This is a genomic window from Streptomyces sp. NPDC014882 (assembly GCF_043081325.1).
Taxonomy (GTDB): Bacteria; Actinomycetota; Actinomycetes; order Streptomycetales; family Streptomycetaceae; genus Streptomyces.
Genome location: NZ_JBIBWL010000005.1, coordinates 499,281 through 521,091, shown reverse-complemented (window position 1 = coordinate 521,091; position 21,811 = coordinate 499,281). Strand labels below are relative to the sequence as shown.

The 21,811-nt window shown below is 73.6% G+C and carries 17 protein-coding genes; 5 read left to right on the top strand and 12 right to left on the bottom strand.

Annotated features, from left to right (window positions below; translation table 11 throughout):
- Positions 1-372: 372 nt before the first annotated feature.
- Positions 373-1,377 (bottom strand): stage II sporulation protein M, encoded by a 1,005-nt coding sequence (locus tag ACF09K_RS15990; protein ID WP_392243922.1) that lies wholly within the window; start codon positions 1,375-1,377, stop codon positions 373-375.
- 126 nt (positions 1,378-1,503) lie between these two features.
- Here ACF09K_RS15990 and ACF09K_RS15985 point away from each other — a divergent pair, with 126 nt between their 5' ends.
- Positions 1,504-2,466: an RDD family protein gene (locus ACF09K_RS15985; protein ID WP_392243920.1), complete on the top strand. Its 963-nt coding sequence runs from the start codon at positions 1,504-1,506 to the stop codon at positions 2,464-2,466.
- Between the two features lie 17 nt (positions 2,467-2,483).
- Here the strand turns inward: ACF09K_RS15985 and ACF09K_RS15980 are convergent, their stop codons facing one another.
- From ACF09K_RS15980 to ACF09K_RS15945, 8 genes are all read right to left on the bottom strand, one after another.
- On the bottom strand, positions 2,484-3,098 hold the full coding sequence (locus ACF09K_RS15980) for a hypothetical protein (RefSeq protein ID WP_392243918.1): 615 nt from the start codon (positions 3,096-3,098) through the stop codon (positions 2,484-2,486).
- 187 nt (positions 3,099-3,285) lie between these two features.
- Positions 3,286-4,743, bottom strand: a complete 1,458-nt coding sequence (gene ahcY / locus ACF09K_RS15975) for an adenosylhomocysteinase (RefSeq protein ID WP_392243917.1) — start codon at positions 4,741-4,743, stop codon at positions 3,286-3,288.
- A 346-nt stretch (positions 4,744-5,089) separates the two neighbouring features.
- Positions 5,090-6,070, bottom strand: a complete 981-nt coding sequence (locus ACF09K_RS15970) for a cation diffusion facilitator family transporter (RefSeq protein ID WP_392243915.1) — start codon at positions 6,068-6,070, stop codon at positions 5,090-5,092.
- A gap of 194 nt (positions 6,071-6,264) precedes the next feature.
- Complete coding sequence (gene manA / locus ACF09K_RS15965) at positions 6,265-7,416, bottom strand: mannose-6-phosphate isomerase, class I (RefSeq protein WP_392243913.1); 1,152 nt, start codon at positions 7,414-7,416, stop codon at positions 6,265-6,267.
- Positions 7,417-7,616: 200 nt separating this feature from the next.
- Complete coding sequence (locus tag ACF09K_RS15960) at positions 7,617-8,750, bottom strand: SIS domain-containing protein (protein ID WP_392243911.1); 1,134 nt, start codon at positions 8,748-8,750, stop codon at positions 7,617-7,619.
- Between the two features lie 242 nt (positions 8,751-8,992).
- A complete protein-coding gene (locus ACF09K_RS15955; protein ID WP_086171145.1) occupies positions 8,993-9,163 on the bottom strand; it encodes a Trm112 family protein in 171 nt (56 codons plus the stop codon).
- Positions 9,164-9,750: 587 nt separating this feature from the next.
- Positions 9,751-11,115 (bottom strand): phosphomannomutase/phosphoglucomutase, encoded by a 1,365-nt coding sequence (locus ACF09K_RS15950; RefSeq protein WP_392243909.1) that lies wholly within the window; start codon positions 11,113-11,115, stop codon positions 9,751-9,753.
- Between the two features lie 220 nt (positions 11,116-11,335).
- On the bottom strand, positions 11,336-11,758 hold the full coding sequence (locus ACF09K_RS15945; RefSeq protein WP_150471320.1) for a DUF3499 domain-containing protein: 423 nt from the start codon (positions 11,756-11,758) through the stop codon (positions 11,336-11,338).
- Between the two features lie 305 nt (positions 11,759-12,063).
- On the opposite strand from ACF09K_RS15945, the gene ACF09K_RS15940 reads away from it, so the two are divergent.
- Entirely contained in the window at positions 12,064-12,513 is a 450-nt protein-coding gene (locus ACF09K_RS15940) for a metallopeptidase family protein (RefSeq protein WP_392243907.1), read from the top strand.
- 34 nt (positions 12,514-12,547) lie between these two features.
- Here ACF09K_RS15940 and ACF09K_RS15935 read toward each other — a convergent pair whose 3' ends face one another.
- The 3 genes from ACF09K_RS15935 to ACF09K_RS15925 all read right to left on the bottom strand — a co-directional run bounded on the left by ACF09K_RS15935 (position 12,548) and on the right by ACF09K_RS15925 (position 18,246).
- Positions 12,548-14,140 (bottom strand): DUF5719 family protein, encoded by a 1,593-nt coding sequence (locus tag ACF09K_RS15935; protein WP_392243905.1) that lies wholly within the window; start codon positions 14,138-14,140, stop codon positions 12,548-12,550.
- Positions 14,137-17,808, bottom strand: coding sequence for a glycosyltransferase (locus ACF09K_RS15930; RefSeq protein WP_392243904.1), 3,672 nt, complete (start codon positions 17,806-17,808; stop codon positions 14,137-14,139). The genes ACF09K_RS15935 and ACF09K_RS15930 overlap by 4 nt, the downstream gene beginning before the upstream one ends.
- Before the next feature lie 168 nt (positions 17,809-17,976).
- Complete coding sequence (locus tag ACF09K_RS15925) at positions 17,977-18,246, bottom strand: WhiB family transcriptional regulator (protein ID WP_020128551.1); 270 nt, start codon at positions 18,244-18,246, stop codon at positions 17,977-17,979.
- A gap of 715 nt (positions 18,247-18,961) precedes the next feature.
- On the opposite strand from ACF09K_RS15925, the gene ACF09K_RS15920 reads away from it, so the two are divergent.
- From ACF09K_RS15920 to ACF09K_RS15910, 3 genes are all read left to right on the top strand, one after another.
- Positions 18,962-19,456: a cysteine dioxygenase gene (locus ACF09K_RS15920; protein WP_392243902.1), complete on the top strand. Its 495-nt coding sequence runs from the start codon at positions 18,962-18,964 to the stop codon at positions 19,454-19,456.
- Between the two features lie 76 nt (positions 19,457-19,532).
- Positions 19,533-20,492: a 2-phospho-L-lactate transferase gene (gene cofD, locus ACF09K_RS15915; RefSeq protein ID WP_392243900.1), complete on the top strand. Its 960-nt coding sequence runs from the start codon at positions 19,533-19,535 to the stop codon at positions 20,490-20,492.
- Complete coding sequence (locus tag ACF09K_RS15910; RefSeq protein WP_392243898.1) at positions 20,489-21,793, top strand: coenzyme F420-0:L-glutamate ligase; 1,305 nt, start codon at positions 20,489-20,491, stop codon at positions 21,791-21,793. Before cofD ends, ACF09K_RS15910 begins: the two co-directional genes overlap by 4 nt.
- The last annotated feature ends 18 nt before the right edge of the window (positions 21,794-21,811 follow it).

Genomic DNA, 21,811 nt, shown 5'->3' with positions numbered 1-21,811 from the left:
CACCCGAGAGACTCTCTCAGGCTTTCCTCCGGGCGCTTCCCTTCGGTCCTGCGTTTCCGACTCTATCAGACCGTTTCCCGGCCCGATCTCCTCGGTGCTTTCCAGAATCCCGCGCTTTTCTTCGCGGTTTCCTTTCCGGCGGTTCCGACTTTATCAGAAGTTCCGGGCCGTTCTGACCGGCCACTCATTCCCGATGCATTCGGAGTGCTTCTGCGGAATCGAGTTCCGAGAGGCTTTATAGATACTAACCCTGCCGCCGACCGGTTCAGCCCAGTCCAGGCAACTGTTCGAATCTACCTCCCCGCGCGACCCGTGTCAACAGGTTTTGTGGGGCGAAGAGGAGACTAGCAGTTCATCCGCCGTACATGCACATCAGGCGGCGGTCGGCACCGTGGCGCTGCGTTCGGCTGCTTCGAGGTCGCCCGTGTCGCCGGCTCGGGCCGCTCTGCCGCCCAGGACGTAGACGTAGGCCAGGAAGACCAGCTCGACGGTGATGCCGATGGTGATGCGGGACCAGGTGGGCAGGTCGGACGGGGTGACGAAGCCTTCGACGACGCCGGAGACGAAGAGGACCAGGGCCAGGCCGATCGCCATGCCGAGGGCGGCGCGGCCTTCCTCGGCCAGGGCCGTGCGGCGGGGGCGGGGACCGGGATCGATGACGCTCCAGCCGAGCCGGAGGCCGGTTCCCGCGGCGACGAAGACCGCGGTCAGTTCGAGCAGGCCGTGGGGGAGGACCAGGCCGAGGAAGGTGTCGAGCCGGCCCGCCGAGGACATCAGCCCGATGCCGACGCCGAGGTTGAGCATGTTCTGGAAGAGGATCCAGAGGACCGGGAGACCGAGGAAGACGCCCAGGACCAGGCACATGGCCGCGGCCTGGGCGTTGTTCGTCCACACCTGGGCCGCGAAGGACGCTGCGGGGTGGCTGGAGTAGTAGGTCTCGTACTGACCGCCGGGACGGGTGAGCGCACGGAGTTCGTCCGGGGCCGCGATGGAGGACCGGACCTCCGGGTGGGTGCCGATCCACCAGCCCAGGAGCGCCGCGAGTGCCGTGGAGGCCAGGGCGGTGGGGACCCACCAGTGGCGGGAGCGGTAGACCGCCGCGGGAAAGCTGCGGGTGAGGAAGCGGGTGACGTCGCGCCAGGAGGCCGTGCGGGTGCCCGTGACGGTGCTGCGCGCGCGTGCCACCAGTCGGCTCAGCCGGCCGGTGAGCTGGGGATCGGGTGCGCTGGACTGGATGAGGGAGAGGTGGGTGGCGGTGCGCTGGTAGAGGGTGACGAGTTCGTCGGCCTCGGTGCCGGTGAGGTGGCGGCGGCGCAGCAGGGCGTCGAGGCGGTCCCATTCGGCTCGGTGGGCGGAGACGAAGACGTCGAGGTCCATCGGGTGCCTGCTCCTCGGCTGTTCGTCGGCGGACCGGTCGGGGTCAGCTTGTCGTACTGCGGCGCGATGTGCTCTCAGCTTGGCAGACTGGCCGGTGTCTCGGCAGGTCGGGGAAGGGGCTCGGGCGTGAGTGAGCTGGTGACGGGTGAGGCGGTGGCGTTGGAGCTGCGGCCTGCCAGGTTGCCCAGCAGGGCGCTGGCCGTGCTGCTGGATCTGACCGTGGCTCTGGTGGCCTACGCGGTGGTCGGTGTGGCGTTGCTGATGGCGACGGCGTCGCTGGACGAGGCGGCGCGGGCGGCGGTGTCGATCGCCACCTTCCTGCTGGTGCCGGTGGGGGGTCCGATAGCGGTGGAGACCCTCAGTCACGGGCGGTCCCTCGGGAAGGCGGCCTGTGGGCTGCGGGTGGTGCGGGACGACGGGGGGCCGATCCGGTTCCGGCATGCGCTGGTGCGGGGTGCGCTCGGGGTGGTGGAGATCCTGCTGACGGCCGGGGTGGTGGCGTGCGTCGCCTCGCTGGTGTCGGCGCGGGGGCGTCGGCTGGGTGATGTGTTCGCGGGGACGCTCGTGGTGCGGGAGCGGGTGCCCGCGGCACGGGTGGGCTTCGTTCCGCCTCCTCCGCCGTGGCTGGCCGGGAGGTTCTCGGGGCTCGACCTGTCGGCGGTGCCGGACGGGCTGTGGTTGGCGGCCCGGCAGTACCTGGGGCGGATGAACCAGTTGGATCCGCAGGTGGGGTGGGCGATGGCGGAGCGGCTGGCCGGTGATCTCGCGGAGCGTACGGGGACCGCGGTGCCGCCGGGGGTGCCGCCGGCCGCGTATGTGGCCGCGGTGGTGCAGGAGCGGCAGGTGCGGGAGGCACGGCGGGCGTTCGGCGGAGGGCCGGTGGCGGGCCAGGGCCCTGCGGTGGCGGGGCAGGCCTCCGCGGCCTGGGCCGGGCCGTCGGGTGCGCCGGTCCCGGGTGGGCCGGTCGTCCAGGGGGGTGCCGGGGCCGGGCAGACGCCGGTTGCGACGCCCGGGAGCGCGTGTTCGGGGGCACCGGTGGAGCCGCCGGCGGGCGGGCGGTCCGCCACCGGGTTCGTCCCGCCCGCGTAGCCGTCGCCGGGGTGGGGTCAGTCGAAGGCCGACGGGGGTGATTCGAGGTCTTCCAGCTCGACGCCGGGCGCCGCGAGGACGACGTCCCCGGTGAGGTGCACGGTGTGCTGTTCCCCGGTGTCCAGGGCTGTGACCTGGTACTCGTCGACGGTCAGGGGGCCGTTGTCAGTGGTGTGTGTTTCTCTTCCCACCAAGGCCCAGGACTGGTCCACGGTGCGCGGGGCGAGGACCGGGTCGGTGAAGGCGACGAGGCGTACGCGGGTCGCGGACGCGGAGGGGGTGAGGCGCAGCAGGCGGGCGGTGGCGACGAGGAATGCGGGGGAGGTGCCGGTGAAGGCGTGGGCGGGGACGTTGCCTTCCGTGGCGTGGCTCCCGGTGGGGTCGGTGCGGACCCAGGTGACGCCGTCGAGGGCCGCGCCGCGTACCTGCCAGTCGCTCGCGTGGAGTTCGAGGCGGAGGGGGCGTCCGAGGGCGTCGAGCGTGAGGTCGACGGAGCCGTGGTGATCGCCGGTGGGGGTGGTCAGCCGGGAGACGTAGCGCCAGCCGGAAGGGCCGGGGGCGCATTGGAAGTGTTCGTGTGCGAGGGGGGTGTGATCGTGCGGATCGTGGAGCGCGTAGCGGCCGCGGGGCATGGGGGTCCTGGGGTGTGACGGTCCGGTCCGGTCACCTCGGCGTGCCGGGCCGGTGCGGGTGCCGGCCGGTCCGGCCTGAGGCCGACGGGGCAGGCCCCCGACACGGGGGTGCGGGGGCCTGTCTCGGAGGACCTGCTGCCGGGGAGCGCATCCGTGCGCGGACGCGCTCCCCGGTGGGCGGGTGGGCTCAGTAGCGGTAGTGGTCCGACTTGTACGGGCCGTCGACGTCGACGCCGATGTACGAGGCCTGCTCGGGGCGGAGGGTCGTGAGCTTCACGCCGAGTGCGGCCAGGTGGAGGCGGGCGACCTTCTCGTCGAGGTGCTTGGGCAGGGTGTAGACGCCGGTCGGGTAGTCGCCGGGCTTGGTGAACAGCTCGATCTGGGCCAGGGTCTGGTCCGCGAAGGAGTTGGACATCACGAACGACGGGTGGCCGGTGGCGTTGCCCAGGTTCAGCAGGCGGCCCTCGGACAGCACGATGATCTTCTTGCCGTCGGGGAAGGTCCAGGTGTGGACCTGGGGCTTGACCTCGTCCTTGACGATGCCGGGGACCTTGGCGAGGCCGGCCATGTCGATCTCGTTGTCGAAGTGGCCGATGTTCCCGACGATGGCCTGGTGCTTCATCTTGGCCATGTCCGAGGCCATGATGATGTCCTTGTTGCCGGTCGTGGTGATGAAGATGTCGGCCTTGTCGACGACCTCGTCGAGGGTCGTGACCTGGTAGCCGTCCATCGCCGCCTGCAGTGCGCAGATCGGGTCGATCTCGGTGACGATGACGCGGGCGCCCTGGCCGCGCAGCGACTCCGCGCAGCCCTTGCCGACGTCGCCGTAGCCGAAGACGACGGCGGTCTTGCCGCCGATGAGGACGTCGGTGGCGCGGTTGATGCCGTCGATCAGCGAGTGGCGGCAGCCGTACTTGTTGTCGAACTTCGACTTGGTGACCGCGTCGTTGACGTTGATCGCGGGGAACAGCAGGACGCCGTCGCGCTGCATCTCGTACAGGCGGTGGACGCCGGTGGTGGTCTCCTCGGTCACGCCGCGGATCTCGGACGCCAGCTGCGTCCACTTCTGGGAGCCGTCGGTGATGGTGCGGTGGAGGAGTTCGAGGATGACGCGGTGCTCGTCGTTCTCGGCGGTGTCGACCGAGGGGACCTTGCCGTCCTTCTCGTACTCGACGCCCTTGTGGACGAGGAGGGTGGCGTCACCGCCGTCGTCGAGGATCATGTTCGGGCCGCCGGTGGGGCTGTCCGGCCAGGTCAGCGCCTGCTCGGTGCACCACCAGTACTCCTCGAGCGTCTCGCCCTTCCAGGCGAAGACCGGGACGCCCTGCGGGTTGTCGGGCGTGCCGTCGGGGCCGACGGCGATGGCGGCGGCCGCGTGGTCCTGGGTGGAGAAGATGTTGCAGGAGGCCCAGCGGACCTGGGCGCCGAGCGCGACCAGGGTCTCGATGAGGACGGCGGTCTGCACCGTCATGTGCAGGGAGCCGGTGACGCGGGCGCCGGCGAGGGGCTGGGCCTCGGCGTACTCCCTGCGGATCGACATCAGGCCGGGCATCTCGTGCTCGGCGAGGGTGATCTCCTTGCGGCCGAACTCGGCCAGGGAGAGGTCGGCGACCTTGAAGTCCTGCCGGTTGTCGACAGTCGTCATGTGGAGCTGCTCCTCGGGTTGGGGAGAGGTCTGGGTACGGCTGGTCTGCGCGGCGGCGGACACAGGGGTGCCCTGGGGGGACACAGGCATGCCCGCGTGCGCGCAGCGCAGTCCGTCGGAGGCCCTCTCTCCCTCGGACGGTCCGTGTGCGACCGCCCGACCGCCATCAGCAGCGACGTCTGGCTCCGTTCCAAGCTACACCGGACGCGGGGGACGGCCCCAGTCCGCCGGCGAACAGATCACGCCGTTGTGGCGGCGGGGTCCGGGAAGGGCGACGGGGCCCGCCGGTGGTCGGCGGGCCCCGTCGGGTGGGCCGGGTGGACGGTCGCTGGAAGGCGGTCCGGGGTCAGTGGCCGGCCTGGGGGTGGGCCGGGCCGCCGGGGGTGGCTTCGGCGTCGGGGCCCTTGGCGGCCTCGGTCCGGCTGTAGATGTCGGGCTCGAGGTAGATGACGCGGGCGATCGGGACGGCCTGGCGGATGCGGGACTCGGCGGCGTCGATGGCCTGCGCGATCTCGGTGGCCGTGTCGTCGTGCCGTACGGCGATCTTGGCGGCGACGAGGAGTTCCTCGGGGCCGAGGTGGAGGGTACGCATGTGGATGATGCGGGTGACGGTGGTGCCGTCGACGACGGCGGCCTCGATCTTGCGGGTCTCCTCCGGGCCGGCGGCCTCGCCGAGGAGCAGGGACTTGGTCTCGGCGGCGAGGACGAGCGCGATGAGGATGAGCAGTACACCGATGCAGAGGGTGCCGATGCCGTCCCAGACGCCGTCGCCGGTGGCGAGGGCGATGCCGACGCCGCCGAGGGCGAGGACGAGGCCGACGAGCGCGCCGAGGTCCTCGAGGAGGACGACGGGGAGTTCGGGGGCCTTGGCGCGGCGTACGAACTCCGCCCAGGAGAGCGAGCCGCGCAGCGGGTTGGACTCCTTGACGGCCGTCCGGAAGGAGAAGGACTCGGCGATGATGGCGAAGACGAGGACGCCGACCGGCCAGTACCAGTGCTCGATCTCGTGGGGGTGCTTGATCTTCTCGTAGCCCTCGTAGATGGCGAACATGCCGCCGACCGAGAACAGGACGATGGAGACCAGGAAGGCGTAGATGTAGCGTTCGCGGCCGTAGCCGAAGGGGTGTTGCGGGGTGGCCTCGCGCTGGGCCTTCTTTCCTCCGACGAGGAGGAGGGCCTGGTTGCCGGAGTCGGCGAGCGAGTGCACGCCTTCGGCGAGCATCGACGACGAGCCGCTGAACGCGAACGCCACGAACTTCGATGCCGCGATCGCGAGGTTGGCGGCTAGTGCCGCCACGATCGCCCTGGTGCCGCCTGACGCGCTCATGTGTTCGCGTTGTCCCTTCGTCCTCGGGTCGTTCTTCGGGGTCGTCCCCGTGGCGCGTTCGTGTCGCCCCGGGGCCGCCTCGTGCGGGTGCCGGGCGGGCCGTGCGCCGTCCGTGGCTTTGCCCGTCCTTTGCGGTGGGCCATTGTTGCAGCCCGGCCCGTGGTGCGGGTGCCCGGACGGGCGGGCGGGATGCGTCAGGCGACGACGGTGGCCCTGAAGACGGTGCCGGTTCCGGACACTTCGGCCGTTTCGCCCGCGGGGACGAAGACCGACCGACCGGGTGTCAGGCCGTGTTCGCCGGCCCGTACGGTGCCGGCCGTGCAGAGCAGGATCTGCGGGGTCGCCAGGGTGAGGTCGTGCGGGGCGGCGCCCTCGGGGAGGACGTAGCGGGAGAGGCGGAACTCGTCGACGGGGGTCTCGTAGACCTCCTCGCCGTCGGGGGCGGCCTCGGGGCGCAGGATGCCGGGGTCGCCGGACTCGAAGCGGACGACGCGCAGGAGTTCGGGGACGTCGACGTGCTTGGGGGTGAGGCCGCAGCGCAGGACGTTGTCGGAGTTGGCCATGATCTCGACGCCGAGGCCGCTGAGGTAGGCGTGCGGGACGCCGGCGCCGAGGAAGAGGGCCTCGCCCGGCTGGAGGCGGACGTGGTTGAGGAGCATCGCCGCGATGACGCCGGGGTCGCCGGGGTAGTGGTGGGCGAGGCCGGCGTAGGGGGCGTGGTCGCCGCCGAGCCGGTCGCAGGCGGCGGTCGCGGCCGCGACCGTGCGGGCCGTCTCGTCGGGGTCCGCGGTGAGGATCGCCGTCAGGACCTCGCGCAGGGCGGCTTCCTCGGGCTGGGCGTGCAGCAGGTCGACGTACGGCTTGAGGGAGTCGACGTCGAGGGCGTCGAGGAGGTCGGCGGCGCGGGCCGGGTCGCGGAAGCCGCACAGGCCGTCGAACTCGGTGAGGGCGCAGATGAGTTCGGGTTTGTGGTTGGCGTCCTTGTAGTTGCGGTGCGGGGCGCCGGCGGGGACGGCGCGGCGCTCCTCGTCGGCGTAGCCCTCCTCGGCCCGGGTCAGGTCGGGGTGGACCTGGAGGGAGAGGGGGGCGCCGGCGGCGAGGAGCTTGAGGAGGAAGGGGAGGCGGGGGCCGAACTTGGCGACGGTCCTCTCGCCCAGTTCCCGCTCGGGGGCGGCCTCGATGACCTCGCCGAGGGTGCCCCGGGGGGTGCGGGAGGGGGCGCCGGGGTGGGCGCCCATCCACATCTCGGCCTGGGGTTCGCCGGTGGGTTCGACGCCGAGCAGGTGCGGGATGGCGGTGGGGGAACCCCACGCGTAGGGGCGGATGGTGTTGTCGAGGCGGTCCATGCGGGTGTCTGCCTGCCTGTTCTGTCTGTCCTGCGGTCGGGCGGACGGCGTTCGATGGTCGGCGGTCGGCCTGCCGCTGCCGGCCACCGGCGGGCGGTTGTCGGCCGTCAGGTGTCCGGCGGGCGGGCGGCTGCCTGTCGCTGTCCGGGGCGACGGTCCGTGCCGGCTTTCGCGGGCCGGCACGGACCGTCGTCGTCAGATCAGGCTCCCGAGGCGAGCGCCAGGTAAACGGCGGCGAAATCCGTCATGGCGATCAGTTCGGCCAGGGCGACGAGTTCGTCGCCGGCCTCCGGTTCCAGCTCGCTCATCGGCGTGTCGTGGCTGAGGGCCAGTTCGCGGGCGGCCGGGGCGGCGGTGAGGCCGCCGATCGGACGGTCGCGCAGCAGCACCACGCGCGCGTGCAGGGCGGGCGCTTCCTCGACGCGGTCCCGGAAGAAGTCGTCCGGATCGGCGCTCGCGGCGAGCGGGCCGGCGAGCAGGGCGCTGTGCGCGGCGAGGGACTCGGGGAGTTCGGCCACGAGGGAGGGACGGCCGGCGAGTTCGGCGAGGGCGGCGGCGAAGCGGCGGCCCGCGGGGCCGGCCGAGGTGCCCTCCGTCCAGATCACGGGCAGGGAGTCGGCGAGTTCGGCGGCCAGGGTCTTCGCGGGGTTGCTGTAGGTCGCGATGGCCGGGCCGCAGCGTTCGGCGATGTGGTCGAGGCGGTCGGCGACCTTCTCGAGTTCCTCGGGCGGGGCGGAGATCAGGTCGATGCGGTCCAGGAGCGCGAGCAGGGGGGTGAGGAGCGCCCACAGGACGCCGGGGGCGGAGGCCGCGACGGGGGGCTGCTCGTCCTGCTCGTACGGGGCGGTCGCCATCGGCACGAACAGGCCGTGCACCGCGTCGGCCGCTTCGGCGAGCGGGGAGCCGGCGGGGGCCACGGCGACGACGGTGCAGCCGCGGCGGTACGCCTGCTCGGCGAGGAGGGAGAGGCCGGGCTCGGTGCCGTCGGGGGTGGTGATGAGGAGGAGGTCCACGGAACCCGCCCAGCCGGGGAGTTCCCAGCGCAGGGCGCCCGCGGCGGGGGCCACGCCGGCGGGGGCGAGGCGGGTGACCGGGCAGGCGGCGCCGGCGAGGGTGCCGAGGAGGTCGGCGACGCAGGTGGCGGCGGCGCCGGGGCCCGCGAGGAGGATCGCGCGCGGGCGGCCGTCCGGTTCGAGCCGCTGCACGCCTGCCTCGGTGGCGTGCCGGACGGCGGTGCGGACGCGGGCGCCGGCCTCGGCGGCTCCCCGCAGGAGGGCGCGGTGGTCCGCCTCGGCCAGGGCCTCCGGCATGTCGAGCAGCGATTCGTCGAGCATGGCGTCAGGTCTCCGATCGCCTGTGGTCGTCGGTGTGCGGGGCGCGGTGGGGTGCTGTGGGGGCGCTGCGCGGGTGGGCGGTGCGGGCGCCTCGTCCGGCGGGTGCTCGCGGGTGCGTCGGCCCCTGCGGGCGCGTGGCCTCGCGTGCGCCTCGGCTGGCGGGCGCCTGGCGTGCGGGTCGCCTCGTGTGCGGGTCGCCTCGTGTGCGGTCGGCTTCGGCCCGTACGGCGGGGCGGGCTCCGTTACGCGGGGCGGCGGGCCTCGTCGACGAGGAGAACGGGGATGCCGTCGCGGATCGGGTACGCCAGGCCACAGTCCTGGCCCGTGCAGATCAGCTCGGTGTCCTGCTCCTCCAGGGGGGCGTGGCAGGCGGGGCAGGCGAGGATCTCCAGGAGGCCGGCTTCGAGCGGCATGGGGTGTCCTTTCGGGGTGGGCCGGGGGTGATTCCGGGGTGCTTGCGGGGTGAACGTGGGGCGGATGTGGCTGGTGGGTCCGGGGTGGATGTGCCTGGTCAGGGTACCGCTGGCCGGGGTGGGGTGGGGGGTGGTCCGGTGAGGGTTCGTCGCCCCCGCCGCCCCTTCCCGTCCCGTCCTGAAGGGGGCTCCGCCCCTTCAGGACCCCGCCAGAGGGCAGGCCCCCTGGACCCCCATCGGCCTGGACGGCCTCGTCCTCAATCGCCGGACGGGCTGAAAGCACCCGGCACCGGTCAGGTGACCCGCCCGTGAGCTGCCGGACGGGCTGAAAGCACCCGACACCGGCCGGCTCCCCCTGCCCGCCGATTACCGGACGGGCTGAAAGCACCCGGCGCCGTCCGGCTCACCCCGCCCGCGAACTACCGGACAACTGAAAGCACCTGGCACCGGTCGGCTCACCCTGCCTGCCGATTACCGGACGGGCTGAAAGCACCCGGTACCGGCCGGCTCACCCCGCCCGCGAACCGTCGGCGTCGGCGTCGGTCGAAGCGCCCCGTCGGCGCTCCGTCGGTCCGGCGGTGGGGGTCTCAGTTCCTGATGAGGGTCAGGACCTCGTCCCTGATCTTCCTCATCGTCTGCTCGTCGCGGGCCTCCGCGTTGAGGCGGAGGAGGGGTTCGGTGTTGGAGGGGCGCACGTTGAACCACCAGTCGGGGGTGGTGACCGTGAGGCCGTCCAGTTCGTCGAGGGTGGTGTCGGGGCGGGCGCCGTAGGCGGACCTGATCGCGGCGATGCGGGCCTGCTGGTCGTCGACCGTGGAGTTGATCTCGCCGGAGCCGGCGTAGCGGTCGTACTGGGCGACGAGGGCGGAGAGGGGGGTCTCCTGGCCGCCGAGGGCGGCCAGGACGTGGAGGGCGGCCAGCATGCCGGTGTCGGCGTTCCAGAAGTCCTTGAAGTAGTAGTGGGCGGAGTGCTCGCCGCCGAAGATCGCGCCGGTGCGGGCCATCTCCGCCTTGATGAAGGAGTGGCCGACGCGGGTGCGGACGGGGGTGCCGCCGTTCTCCCTCACGACCTCGGGGACGGTCCACGAGGTGATCAGGTTGTGGATGACCGTGCCCTTGCCGCCGTGCCGGGCGAGTTCGCGGGCGGCGACGAGGGCGGTGATCGCGGACGGGGAGACCGGGTCGCCCTGTTCGTCGATCACGAAGCAGCGGTCGGCGTCGCCGTCGAAGGCGATGCCGAGGTCGGCACCCTCCTCGCGCACCCGCTTCTGGAGGTCGACGAGGTTGGCGGGGTCGAGGGGGTTGGCCTCGTGGTGGGGGAAGGTGCCGTCCAGTTCGAAGTACAGGGGGACGACGGTCAGGGGCAGGCCGTCGAGGACGGTGGGGACGGTGTGGCCGCCCATGCCGTTGCCCGCGTCGACGACGACCTTCAGGGGGCGGATGGCGGTGACGTCGACGAGGGAGCGCAGGTGGGCCGCGTAGTCGTCCAGCGTGTCCGTCCGCGTGATCGTGCCGGGCCGCGCGGCCGGCTCGGGGCGGGTCTTCTCCGACCAGGTCTCCACCAGTTCGCGGATCTGTGTCAGGCCGGTGTCCTGGCCGACCGGGGCGGCGCCGGCCCGGCACAGCTTGATGCCGTTGTACCGCGCCGGGTTGTGCGAGGCGGTGAACATGGCGCCCGGCAGGTCCAGCGCGCCCGAGGCGTAGTAGAGCTGGTCCGTGGAGCACAGGCCGATCTCGGTCACGTGCACGCCGCGGGCGGCCGCGCCGCGGGCGAAGGCGGCGGACAGGCCGGGGGACGAGGGACGCATGTCGTGGCCGACGACGATCGCCTCGGCGTCGGTCACCTGGGCGAAGGCCGCCCCGAACAGTTCGGCCAGCGACTCGTCCCACTGATCCGGGACCACCCCGCGTACGTCGTACGCCTTCACGATCTGCGACAGATCAGCAGCCACGGCCAAACCTTCCTGAAAGTCTCGTCAGTCACCACAAACTACCCGGCGCGACCGGCGGGCCGTGGCGGGTCCGCCTGCTCCGGTGCGCGGCCGTGACGCGGGCCGCGTTCTCGGGCCCGGACCGCGGAGGGGGAGGGAAGCGTTCGGTCCGGTTCCGTCCGCCGTGACGGCGGGTCCGCGGCCGTGCGCCGGCCGCGGGGAGCGAGGCGGAGCGGACGGGTCAGTTGTCCGGTGAGCGCAGTACCCGCAGGTGGCCGCGGCGGGCGACCTCCATCGGGTCCGCCCCGCGGCTCGCGCCGGCGGCACCGGCCGCGCGTCCCTGCGGGCGGGCCGCCTCGCGGACGGCGTTGGCGAGCGCTTCGAGGTCGTCGCCGCTGGGGCGGGCGGGCGCCGAGCCGTCGAGGAGCCGGACGACCTCCCAGCCGCGCGGGGCGGTGAGGCGCTCGGAGTGCTCGGCGCACAGGTCGTAGCAGTGGGGTTCGGCGTAGGTGGCGAGCGGGCCGAGGACGGCGGTCGAGTCGGCGTAGACGTACGTCAGCGTCGCGACGGCGGGTCGGCCGCAGGCGGTTCGCGAACAGCGACGTACAGGGCTCACGACGTTGGACGGTACCGCACTCTTGAGCGGGCCGCGACGACTCTCCACCAGGTCACTCCACCGTGTCGGGTTGTGAAACGCCCCACAGACGACTCCAGTCATACCCCGCTGACCTGCGCGAACACCAGTCCTGAGGGTGAGGAAGGTGCCCAGGTCCGCCCGTCGGCGCGGACAAAAGCCATCAATTGCCGCGAGTTCGACGGTCTCGGAGGGATACGGAATCGAGCCGGACCTTGGCCGGAATGGCCGTCCCCGGCCCTGCGGAGCCGGCGGCCGGGCGGCGGCCGAGCGGTGGCCGGGTTGCCGCGTGGAACCGGGCGGTGGAGGGCGGCGGGGACTACGCTGCGGTGGTGATGGACAGCCCCGTACCGCCTCGTGCCGCAGCCCCCGGCCCCCGCCGTCGTGATCGCCACGGACGGGGGATGCGCGGGCCGATCGCGCCCCCTCAGGTACCGCTGGCGGCGAGCCGCGGCGAGGTGTTCGCGGACCTGGTGCAGGACTCGGTGGACCGGCTGGAGCGGCGGTGGCCGCAGCTCGCCGACATCGACTTCATGGTGCTCGAGGTGCCGCGGCCGGACGGTTCCGGGGGGCCGTGGAACGACGAGGCGGTTCCGCTGGGCGGCACGGTCTCCGCCCGGGACGGCCACCGCGCGCGGGTGGTCGTCTACCGGCGGCCCGTCGAGATCCGCACCAAGGGGCGGGACGAGCGGGCCGCGCTGGTGCACGAGGTCGTCGTGGAACAGGTGGCGGAGCTGCTGGGGCTGACCCCGGAGACGGTGGATCCCCGCTACGGCGAGGACTGAGCGCGCGGGCGGCCGCGCGCTCCCCTCGCCCTCCTCACTTCTGCAGCACCGTCAGGTCCTCGTCGGCCTCCGGTACCGCCACCGTCCCCCGGTCGTCCGGCAGCGTCTGGACGGTGAAGCCGGGGATGCCGCCCTCCGTCGCCGTCAGGGTGCGTGCGGCGTGGACGGGGGCGTCGGTGAGGTTCTCCACGGTCAGGGCGTAGGTGCCCTTGAGGCCCGCGGGGACCGGGAGTTCGACGTCCTGGGTGGTGCCCTGCCTGATCGTGTACGTCTTGGTGGCCGCGGTGCCCGCGCCGGTGCCCGCCGACGCGGTGACCTTGACCTTGGCGGTGGCCGTGGGCGCGGTCAGGGAGAGCGTGGCGTCCTTGGCCCCGTTGCCGACGACGGACGCGCGCGTGCCGATGGGGCCGGTGGCGGGGATGAACGCGGACTCCTGCCGGTCGCCCTTGCCGCGCACGACCCGGACGGCCGCGACGACCGGTGCCGATCCGTCGGTGGGTGTCAGGACCAGCGAGCCGGGCTCCCCGCGCGTGACGTCGCCCAGGTCGAGGGCGGTCGTCATGCCTGCCTTGACGTGCAGCGTCTCCTGGCCGGCGGGGGTGATCAGGCCGGTGGGGGAGGCGAGTTGCACCTTGAGGTCGGCGTCGGCGCCGCCCGGCGCGAAGGCGACCAGGCGGACCGCCGTGGCGTCCTTGGGGATGCCGGGGACGACCAGGGTGCCCGCGGGGTCGGTGGACGGGGCCAGCCAGTCGCCGCCGAGCTTGTCGTCCAGGGCCTGTACGGCGGCGCCGACGCGGCCGCTGCGGACGTTCACGTGGACGGTCAGGTCGTCCTGCTTCTCGCCGGTGAGGGTGGACAGCAGGATGGGCTTGCTGGAGTGCGCCGGGACCGTCAGGCCCTCGCCGACCGTGGTCGTGACGCCGCCGTCCTTGCCGAACAGCTCGATGTCGGCGACGGCCGCGGAGTCGTCGGGATTGGTGAGGTGGACGTAGTCCGTGCGGTCGGCCGCGGTGCTGACGCCCGGGAACCAGAACTCCGTGTCCGGGGCGGCGCAGGTGACGCCGAGCAGGCCGCGGCCGTTGCCGGCGGTGACCTGGGTGGTCTGCTGGACCGTCCAGCCGGGCGCGAGTCTGCCTTCGGCGGTGCCCACGAGCGCGGGATCGTCGGCGCCGGAGGTCTCGGCGGTGACGGGGGTGCCGGGCGCCTTGGAGGTCAGGACCGGCTTGGCCGCGGTCTTCCCGCCGTCGGTCTTCCCGCCGTCGGCTGCCTTGTCGGTGCCCGCCTTGTCGCTGTCCGCCTTGTCGTCCGTGGTCCCGTCGTCCCCGGTCGGCTTCCCGGTGTCCTCGTCGGCAGAGGTGTCCGTCGACTCGACCGAAGCGGCCAGGAGCTCGGCCGAGCCGTCGCTTCCGGTGCCCTTGGTGACGGGGGTGAACGACGTGTACGTCGTCTCGGCGAGGTCGGAGGCGCTGGGTGCCGGGCAGAGCAGGCCGGTGCGCTCCACGGGCAGGACCGCGGCCGCCTCGGCGGTCTCCGTGCCGGGCGCGTCCGGCTCGCTGAGCGCGGCGAAACCGGTGACGGCGGCCAGGGCGGCCGTGCCGGCGATCAGGGACAGGGTGGTGCGGTTCACTGCTGGCTCCCGTCGGGGCGCTCGCTGCCGGTGCCGTGGGGGTGCTGCGCCGGGTCGTAGGCGGGGTCGTAGCCGTCCTGCCGGTACCCCGACGGGTCGTAGCTCTGCCGGTAGGCCTGGTCGTACGCGGCGGTGGCCTCGGGGTGGGCCTCGTAGGCGTACGGGTCGTACCGGCCCGCCTGGTACGGGTCGTAGGCAACCTGGTCGTAGGAGGGCTGGTCGTGGGTTCCGGCTGTCTGCTGCCGGGGGATGCCCTGGTGGTGCTCGTCGTAGCGGGCGGGCGGGTCGGCCGGCGCCTCCCAGTCGTCGTAGGACTGCTGGTGCGGCACCGCGGCCGGGGTCGCCTCGGGCGCGGGGGACGTGACGTCCTCGTCCCGGCCGGGGTCCTCGGACTCGGCCTGGGCGCGCAGGCGGCGGGCGCGGCGGCCCTCGCCCTCGACGCCCCGGGCCGGGACGGGCTGCTCCTCGGGGAGGTCGTCGTCGACGTCGCGGCGGCGGCCGGGCAGGGCGAGGACGACCAGGACGAGGGCGAGGAGGCCCTGCGCCCACAGCCAGGCGGTGTGGCCGAACGGGTCGTCGTAGGTGACGTCCAGGCGGCCGCCGGAGGCGGGGAGTTCGAAGCCCTGGGCCCAGCCGTCGACGGTGGTGCGGGTGAGCGGCTCGCCGTCGAGGGTGGCGGTCCAGCCGTCGGCGGCGGCGTCGGCCAGGCGCAGGATCCGGCCGTCGGCGCCCTCGGGGATCGTGGTGTGGAGGTCGACCGGGCCCGCGGCGACCGCCGTCGGGGCGCCCTTGCCGGAGGCGGCGACGATCGCCGCGCGGGAGACCTCCTGGTCGACCCGCCACAGGGCGCCGCCGTCCTGCTGGCTGAGCCGGGACAGGCCGGGGGTGGCGTCCAGGACGCGGGTGACCTCGCGGGGCGCGCCCTTGTGGACGAGGACGTAGCGGACGGCGAACTTGCCGAGCTGGTCGGCCTGGTCGGCGCCGGAGCCGGCGACGAGGTTGGCGACGACCTTGCCGAGGGCGGCGTTCTGCCCGGCGGCCGCGGCGAGTTCGGCGTCGCCCATGCGGGCGCCGGAGCCGCGGACCAGCATGTAGCCGACGCGGGCGGTGGAGTCGCTGTCCAGGACGAGGGTGCGGGCCTGGTCGCGGGTGTTGCTCTCCTCGGCGACGAAGGCGGGCACCTGGACCGGGTCGCGGCGCTCCAGGGGGCCGTCGGCTCCGCCGAGCATCCAGCCCGCGGCGACGAGCAGCGGGCCCGCGGCCGAGGCGAAGGCGATGAGGGCGGCGACCGGCTGGCGCCAGCCGAAGCTCTGCTCGGCGACCCGCGTGCGTGCGCCGTCGGCGCCCATGAGGGCGGCGGCGACCAGGGCGATGCCGTAGACGAGGGTGGCGGGGCCGGCCCAGGCGGAGGCGTTGGACAGGACCGCGAAGACGAGGCCGGTCAGGGCGACCGCCCAGGCCGTCCGGATGCCGAGGCGGCGCTCCGTGCGCAGCAGGGCGGCCAGTGCGGCCAGGACGACGCCGATGAGCATCAGGCCGCTGACCGTGCCGGGGCCGCCGGGGCTGATGCCGAGCAGGTCGGTCGCGGAGGCCGCCGAGGGGCCGTACTCCAGGCCGGCTTCGGTGAAGAAGCCGAGCGGGAGCAGCGAGAGCGACCAGGGCGCGAGGACCAGCAGGGGGGTGCCGAGCTGGACGAGGAAGCGCAGGCCGTAGGCGGGGACGTCGGTGCGGCGCACGGCGAGGACGGCGAGGCCGAGGACCAGCGCGATGGGCCAGACGATCGGCGTGAAGGCGGTGGTGAGCGTCAGCAGCAGGGCGTACGCCCAGGTGGCGCGCCAGCTGCCGCGCGCGCCGGAGGGGTGGGCGAGGCCGCTCGCGGCGATGCCCGCGCGGGCGATGAGCGGCAGCAGGACGGCCAGGACGGCGGTGCCGATGCGGCCGCCCGCGAGGGCGCCGGTGGCGGCGGGCAGGAAGGCGTAGACGACGGCGCCCCACGCGCGCAGCAGGCTCGACCCGATGAGCGGGCGGGAGGCGAAGTAGGCGGTGAGGCCGGCCAGCGGAACCGAGCAGACCAGCAGCACGGTGACGGCGAGGCCGGTCGAGCCGAACAGCAGGGAGGCCAGCAGGGCGACGACCGCGAGGTACGGCGGGGCGGACGGGGTGCCGCCGGCGCCGACCGGGTGCCAGGCGTCGAGGTAGCGCGACCACAGTGCGGAGGCGTCGGCCGGGGCGGGCAGCATGGCCCCTCCGGCGAGGGCGCCGCCGCCCAGGAGGTTGCGGCAGGCGATCAGGGAGACCATCAGCAGCACCAGGAAGAGCACCGGGCCCGGTTTGCGGGCGATGCGCTTGAGGCGGGCGAACTGTTCGATCTCGAGGAAGTCGGCGTCGTCGCCGCCGGGACCCGACTCGACGGCGCCGCCGTGCCGGCCGGCTCCGGTCGTGGTCTCGGTGTCGGTGGCGCCGAAGAGGTTGCCCGCCACCTGTTCGACGGTGGCCCGCACGGTCGCGCCGGGCGGCGGGAACAGCGGGCGCAGTTCGTCCTTGTCGATCCGGGAGGCGCCGCGTCGGCGTCGTCCGGCGACGATCCGCTCGGGTCGCAGCAGGACGCCCAGCAGACCGCGGATCTCGTCGAGGGCCTGTCCGGGGACCTTGCCGACGAGGTTGGCGACGGTCCGCAGGAGGGTGCCGACGACCAGGCGGAACAGGATCCAGGGCAGCAGGGTCGTACGGCTGTTGACGAGGAGGGTGTGGACGGCACCGGCCTTGTCGACCTTGTGGGGGGAGGCCGTGGTGCGGCCCGCGCAGTCGACGGCGCGTCGCTCGCGGGAGGCGGCCTCGGCGTGCCGGACGACGGCGTCGGGGGCGACGAGGACGCGGTGGCCGGCGGCGTGCGCCCGCCAGCACAGGTCGACGTCGTCACGCATGAGGGGCAGGCGGCGGTCGAATCCGCCGAGCTCCTCGAAGACGTCGCGGCGGACGAGCATGCCGGCGGTGGAGACGGCCAGCACGGGGCGCACGTGGTCGTGCTGGCCCTGGTCCTGTTCGCGGCGGTCCAGGCCGGTCCAGCGGCGCCCGGAGTGGGCGATGGTGACGCCGACCTCGAGGAGCTGGCGGCGGTCGTACCAGCCGCGGAGCTTGGGACCGACGACGGCGACGTCGTCACGGCCCAGTTCGTGTTCGTTCTCCACGACGCGCAGCAGTTCGGCCAGGGCGTCGGGTTCGGGCGCGCAGTCGTCGTGCAGCAGCCACAGCCACTGGACGGGTTCGCCGTGCGGAAGGTCGGGCAGGTCGTAGGCGTCGTCGCGCCAGGCGCGCGTGACGGGGTCCCAGCCGCTCGGGCGCTTGAGGTACGGCAGTTCGTCGGGGGTGAGGACCGGGACGGTCCGGCTCGCCTCCTCGACGGCCTGGCCGAAGCCGGTGCGCCGGGCGAGGTGCAGGACGCGGTCGGCGCCGAGGGCGTCGGTGACCAGCTGGGCCGAGTCGTCCGCGCTGCCGGTGTCGGCGGCCACGACGGCTTGGACGGGACGCTCCTGGCCGAGCAGGCCGGCGAGCGCGTCGGGCAGCCAGCGGGCGCCGTCGTGGGAGACGAGGACCGCGGTCACCACGTGGCGCGGGTACTCAGGAGTGGCAGCGTCGTGTCGACCTGCCGTTTGGCTGTGCACGGACATCGAGGTACGGGCCCCGGTTCGGTGGACTGCGGTGGACGCCCGCACCGCACGGGGGCGGCGGGGTGTCTCGGACGAGCGCCCACACTATCGGCTGGGCACGACGGCGGCCCGCCGCCTGTGGACAAGCCACCTGCGACGGGCCGTTGAAGGCCTCGGGCCGGGCCGCGCTCAGACGGCCGCCTTCTTCAGCCGGCGGCGCTCCCGCTCGGACAGTCCGCCCCAGATGCCGAATCTCTCGTCGTTGGCCAGGGCGTACTCGAGGCATTCGGAGCGGACCTCACAGGCGAGGCAGACCTTCTTGGCCTCGCGGGTGGAGCCGCCCTTCTCGGGAAAGAAGGACTCGGGGTCGGTCTGGGCGCACAGTGCGCGCTCCTGCCAGCCGAGTTCCTCGTCCGCGTCGTCGACGTCGACCAGCAGTTGCTGCACCAGCTCGGTCATGTGCGCCCCTCGCTCTGTCTTTCGCGTCCCCGTGACGTGGCCGTCACCGATGGCGGCTGAACGACACGAGTGAAATTACAAGTGTGCTGCTCCGGGCGAGTCAAGCCGAGATCTGCTATTGGGCCTCTTATTCACTCTGCGGAACCAAGGCCATGCGGTAAGTGTTCAAATCGGCATAAACCTTGACACGCAGACGAGGCCCCGGAGGACCTCCGCCCCGCACGGTCCCTGTGCGGGGAAGGACGCCCGGCGGAGCGATCTCGTTCCGACGCGCGCCCGGAAGCGAACCGGATCACAGTCGGACCACGGCATCGCGACGGGTCCTGGCGCCCGGCTTGTGCGCCATGTGTCCCGGTGAGGGCATGCACAAACCTTTCACTTCACAGATGGACCTGATGAGGTGAACCGGTCCCGCCCCACGGCTGCCGAGTTGACACCGGGGGTGTGAACCGCTGTCCTTGTGGGCATGCTCGCGAACTCGGCCCCCACCTCGACCCGCACCGCCGGGTCCCACGGTGCTGCCCGGGCGCGCTGTAGCTGTTGTCGCCGTTCCAGCTGTTGAGCCCCTCCCCGCGCTCCGGCTGCTCCTGAGTCGAACCCCGACTCGGCTGCCTGCTCCCGCCCGCACCAGGGCACCCCTCTCGCCCGTGATCCGGGCGGACGGCACGTGACACCCAGCCCCCACCTCTTCTCCCGCCGAGGACCACCGCATCCCATGAACAGCGACAGCGACCTCCAGATCGCCGGCGACATCCTCGAAGTCCCCCACCTCCTCCAGGCCCCCCGCGAACACCCGGCCACCGTCGCCGAGTTCGCCGGCCTGGCCCGGTCGATCGCCGCCGACCGCTCCGGGTGGGAGCACCTCGTCCGGTACGACGCGACCAGCCGCTGGTACCACCGGCTGCGCACCGGCCCCGGCTACGAAGTGTGGCTGCTGTCCTGGGTGCCCGGACAGGGCACCGGACCGCACGGCCACGGCCGTTCCTCCGGCGTGCTGACCGTCCTGGAGGGCACGCTGACCGAGCGCACGGAGCGCGCCACGCGCGCGTTGACGGGCGGCGCGCAGCGCGTTTTCGCTCCGGGGTACGTCCACGAGGTGGTCAACGACACGCTGGAGCCGGCCGTGAGCCTGCACGTGTACTTCCCCGGCCTGACCGAGATGCCGATGCACACGGCGCCGTACTGCGAGGGACGTGCCGTCACCGCGTGAGCCGCCGCCCGCCGGCCCGGGGCGGCGGGCGGCGACCGTGTGACGGGTTGTCGTACCCGCCTGCAAGACTTGGCGCATGCGCATTGTGGTTCTGGCAGGCGGCATCGGTGGTGCCCGGTTCCTGCGCGGTCTGAAGCGGGCCGCGCCGGACGCGGACATCACGGTCATCGGCAACACCGGGGACGACATCCACCTCTTCGGGCTGAAGGTCTGCCCGGACCTCGACACGGTGATGTACACGCTCGGCGGCGGCATCGACGAGGAGCAGGGCTGGGGGCGGGCCGACGAGACGTTCCGCGTCAAGGAGGAGCTCGCGGCGTACGGCGTGGGGCCCGGGTGGTTCGGGCTGGGCGACCGGGACTTCGCGACGCACATCGTGCGCACGCAGATGATCGGCGCCGGGTACCCGCTCAGCGCGGTCACCGAGGCGCTCTGCGACCGGTGGAAGCCGGGCGTCCGGCTGATCCCGATGAGCGACGACCGCGTCGAGACGCACGTCGCCGTCGAGGTGGACGGCGAGCGCAGGGCCGTCCACTTCCAGGAGTACTGGGTGCGGCTGCGGGCGTCGGTGCCGGCCGAGGCGATCGTGCCGGTCGGCGCCGAGCAGGCGAAGCCCGCGCCCGGTGTGCTGGAGGCCGTCGCCGAGGCGGACGTCATCGTCTTCCCGCCGTCGAACCCGGTCGTGTCCATCGGCACGATCCTCGCCGTGCCCGGCATCCGCGAGGCGATCGCCGAGGCCGGGGTGCCGGTGGTGGGCCTCTCCCCCATCGTCGGGGACGCGCCCGTGCGGGGGATGGCCGACAAGGTGCTGGCGGCGGTCGGCGTCGAGTCGACGGCCGCCGCGGTCGCCGAGCACTACGGCTCGGGGCTGCTGGACGGCTGGCTCGTGGACACCGTCGACGCGGGTTCCGTGGCGCGGATCGAGGCCGCCGGGATCCGCTGCCGGGCCGTCCCGCTGATGATGACGGACGTCGACGCGAGCGCGCGGATGGCCGCGGAGGCGCTGGCGCTGGCCGAGGAGGTGCGGGGCGCGTGAGCGCGGAGACCGGGTACCGGGTCTGGGCCGTCGGCGGGCTGCCCGAGGTGCGGGCCGGGGACGACCTCGCCAAGCTGGTCGCCGCCGCCGAGCCGGGGCTCGCCGACGGGGACGTCCTGCTGGTGACCTCGAAGATCGTGTCCAAGGCGGAGGGGCGCGTCGTCCGGGCGGACGACCGGGAGGCCGCGATCGACGCGGAGACCGTGCGGGTCGTGGCCCGCCGCGGGGCGCTGCGGATCGTCGAGAACCGGCAGGGCCTGGTCATGGCGGCCGCCGGCGTCGACGCCTCCAACACCCCCGCGGGGACCGTGCTGTTGCTGCCCGAGGATCCGGACGCCTCCGCGCGCGCGATCCGCGACGGGCTGCGCGACGCGCTCGGCGTCGACGTCGGGGTCGTCGTCACCGACACCTTCGGGCGGCCCTGGCGCGCGGGACTGACCGACGTGGCGATCGGCGCCGCGGGCGTCCGCGTGCTGGACGACCTGCGGGGCGGCACGGACGCGTACGGCAACCCGCTCGGCGCCACCGTCGTCGCCACGGCGGACGAACTGGCTGCCGCGGGCGACCTGGTGAAGGGGAAGGCCGCGGGGCTGCCCGTGGCCGTGGTGCGGGGGCTGTCCCGGGTCGTGGCCGACGACGGCGGGGAGGGCGCCCGTGCCCTGGTGCGCGGCGCGCGCGACGACATGTTCCGCCTCGGGACGTCCGAGGCCGTACGGCTGGCGGTCACCCAGCGGCGGACCGTGCGTTCCTTCACCGACGAGCCGGTCGATCCCGGCGCGCTGCGGCGGGCCGTGGCCGCCGCCCTGACGGCGCCGGCGCCGCACCACACGACGCCGTGGCGGTTCGTGCTCCTGGAGTCGGCACGGTCCAGGGTCCGGCTGCTGGACGCCATGCGGGACGCGTGGATCGAGGACCTGCGGCGGGACGGCAGGCCGGAGGAGTCGATCGCCAAGCGGGTGCGGCGCGGGGACGTCCTGCGCAACGCGCCCTGTCTGGTCGTGCCGTGCCTGGTGACGGACGGCTCGCACACCTACGGCGACGCGCGGCGGGACGCGGCCGAGCGGGAGATGTTCGTCGTCGCGGCCGGGGCCGGGGTGCAGAACTTCCTCGTCGCGCTGGCCGGGGAGCGGCTGGGGTCCGCGTGGGTGTCGTCGACCATGTTCTGCCGGGACGTGGTGCGGGAGGTGCTGGAGCTGCCCGGGGACTGGGACCCGATGGGGGCGGTGGCGGTCGGGCATCCCGCGGAGGAGCCGAGGGCCCGGCCCGTGCGCGAGGTGGCGGGCTTCGTGGAGGTGCGGTGACCTCCGGGCGGTTCCGCG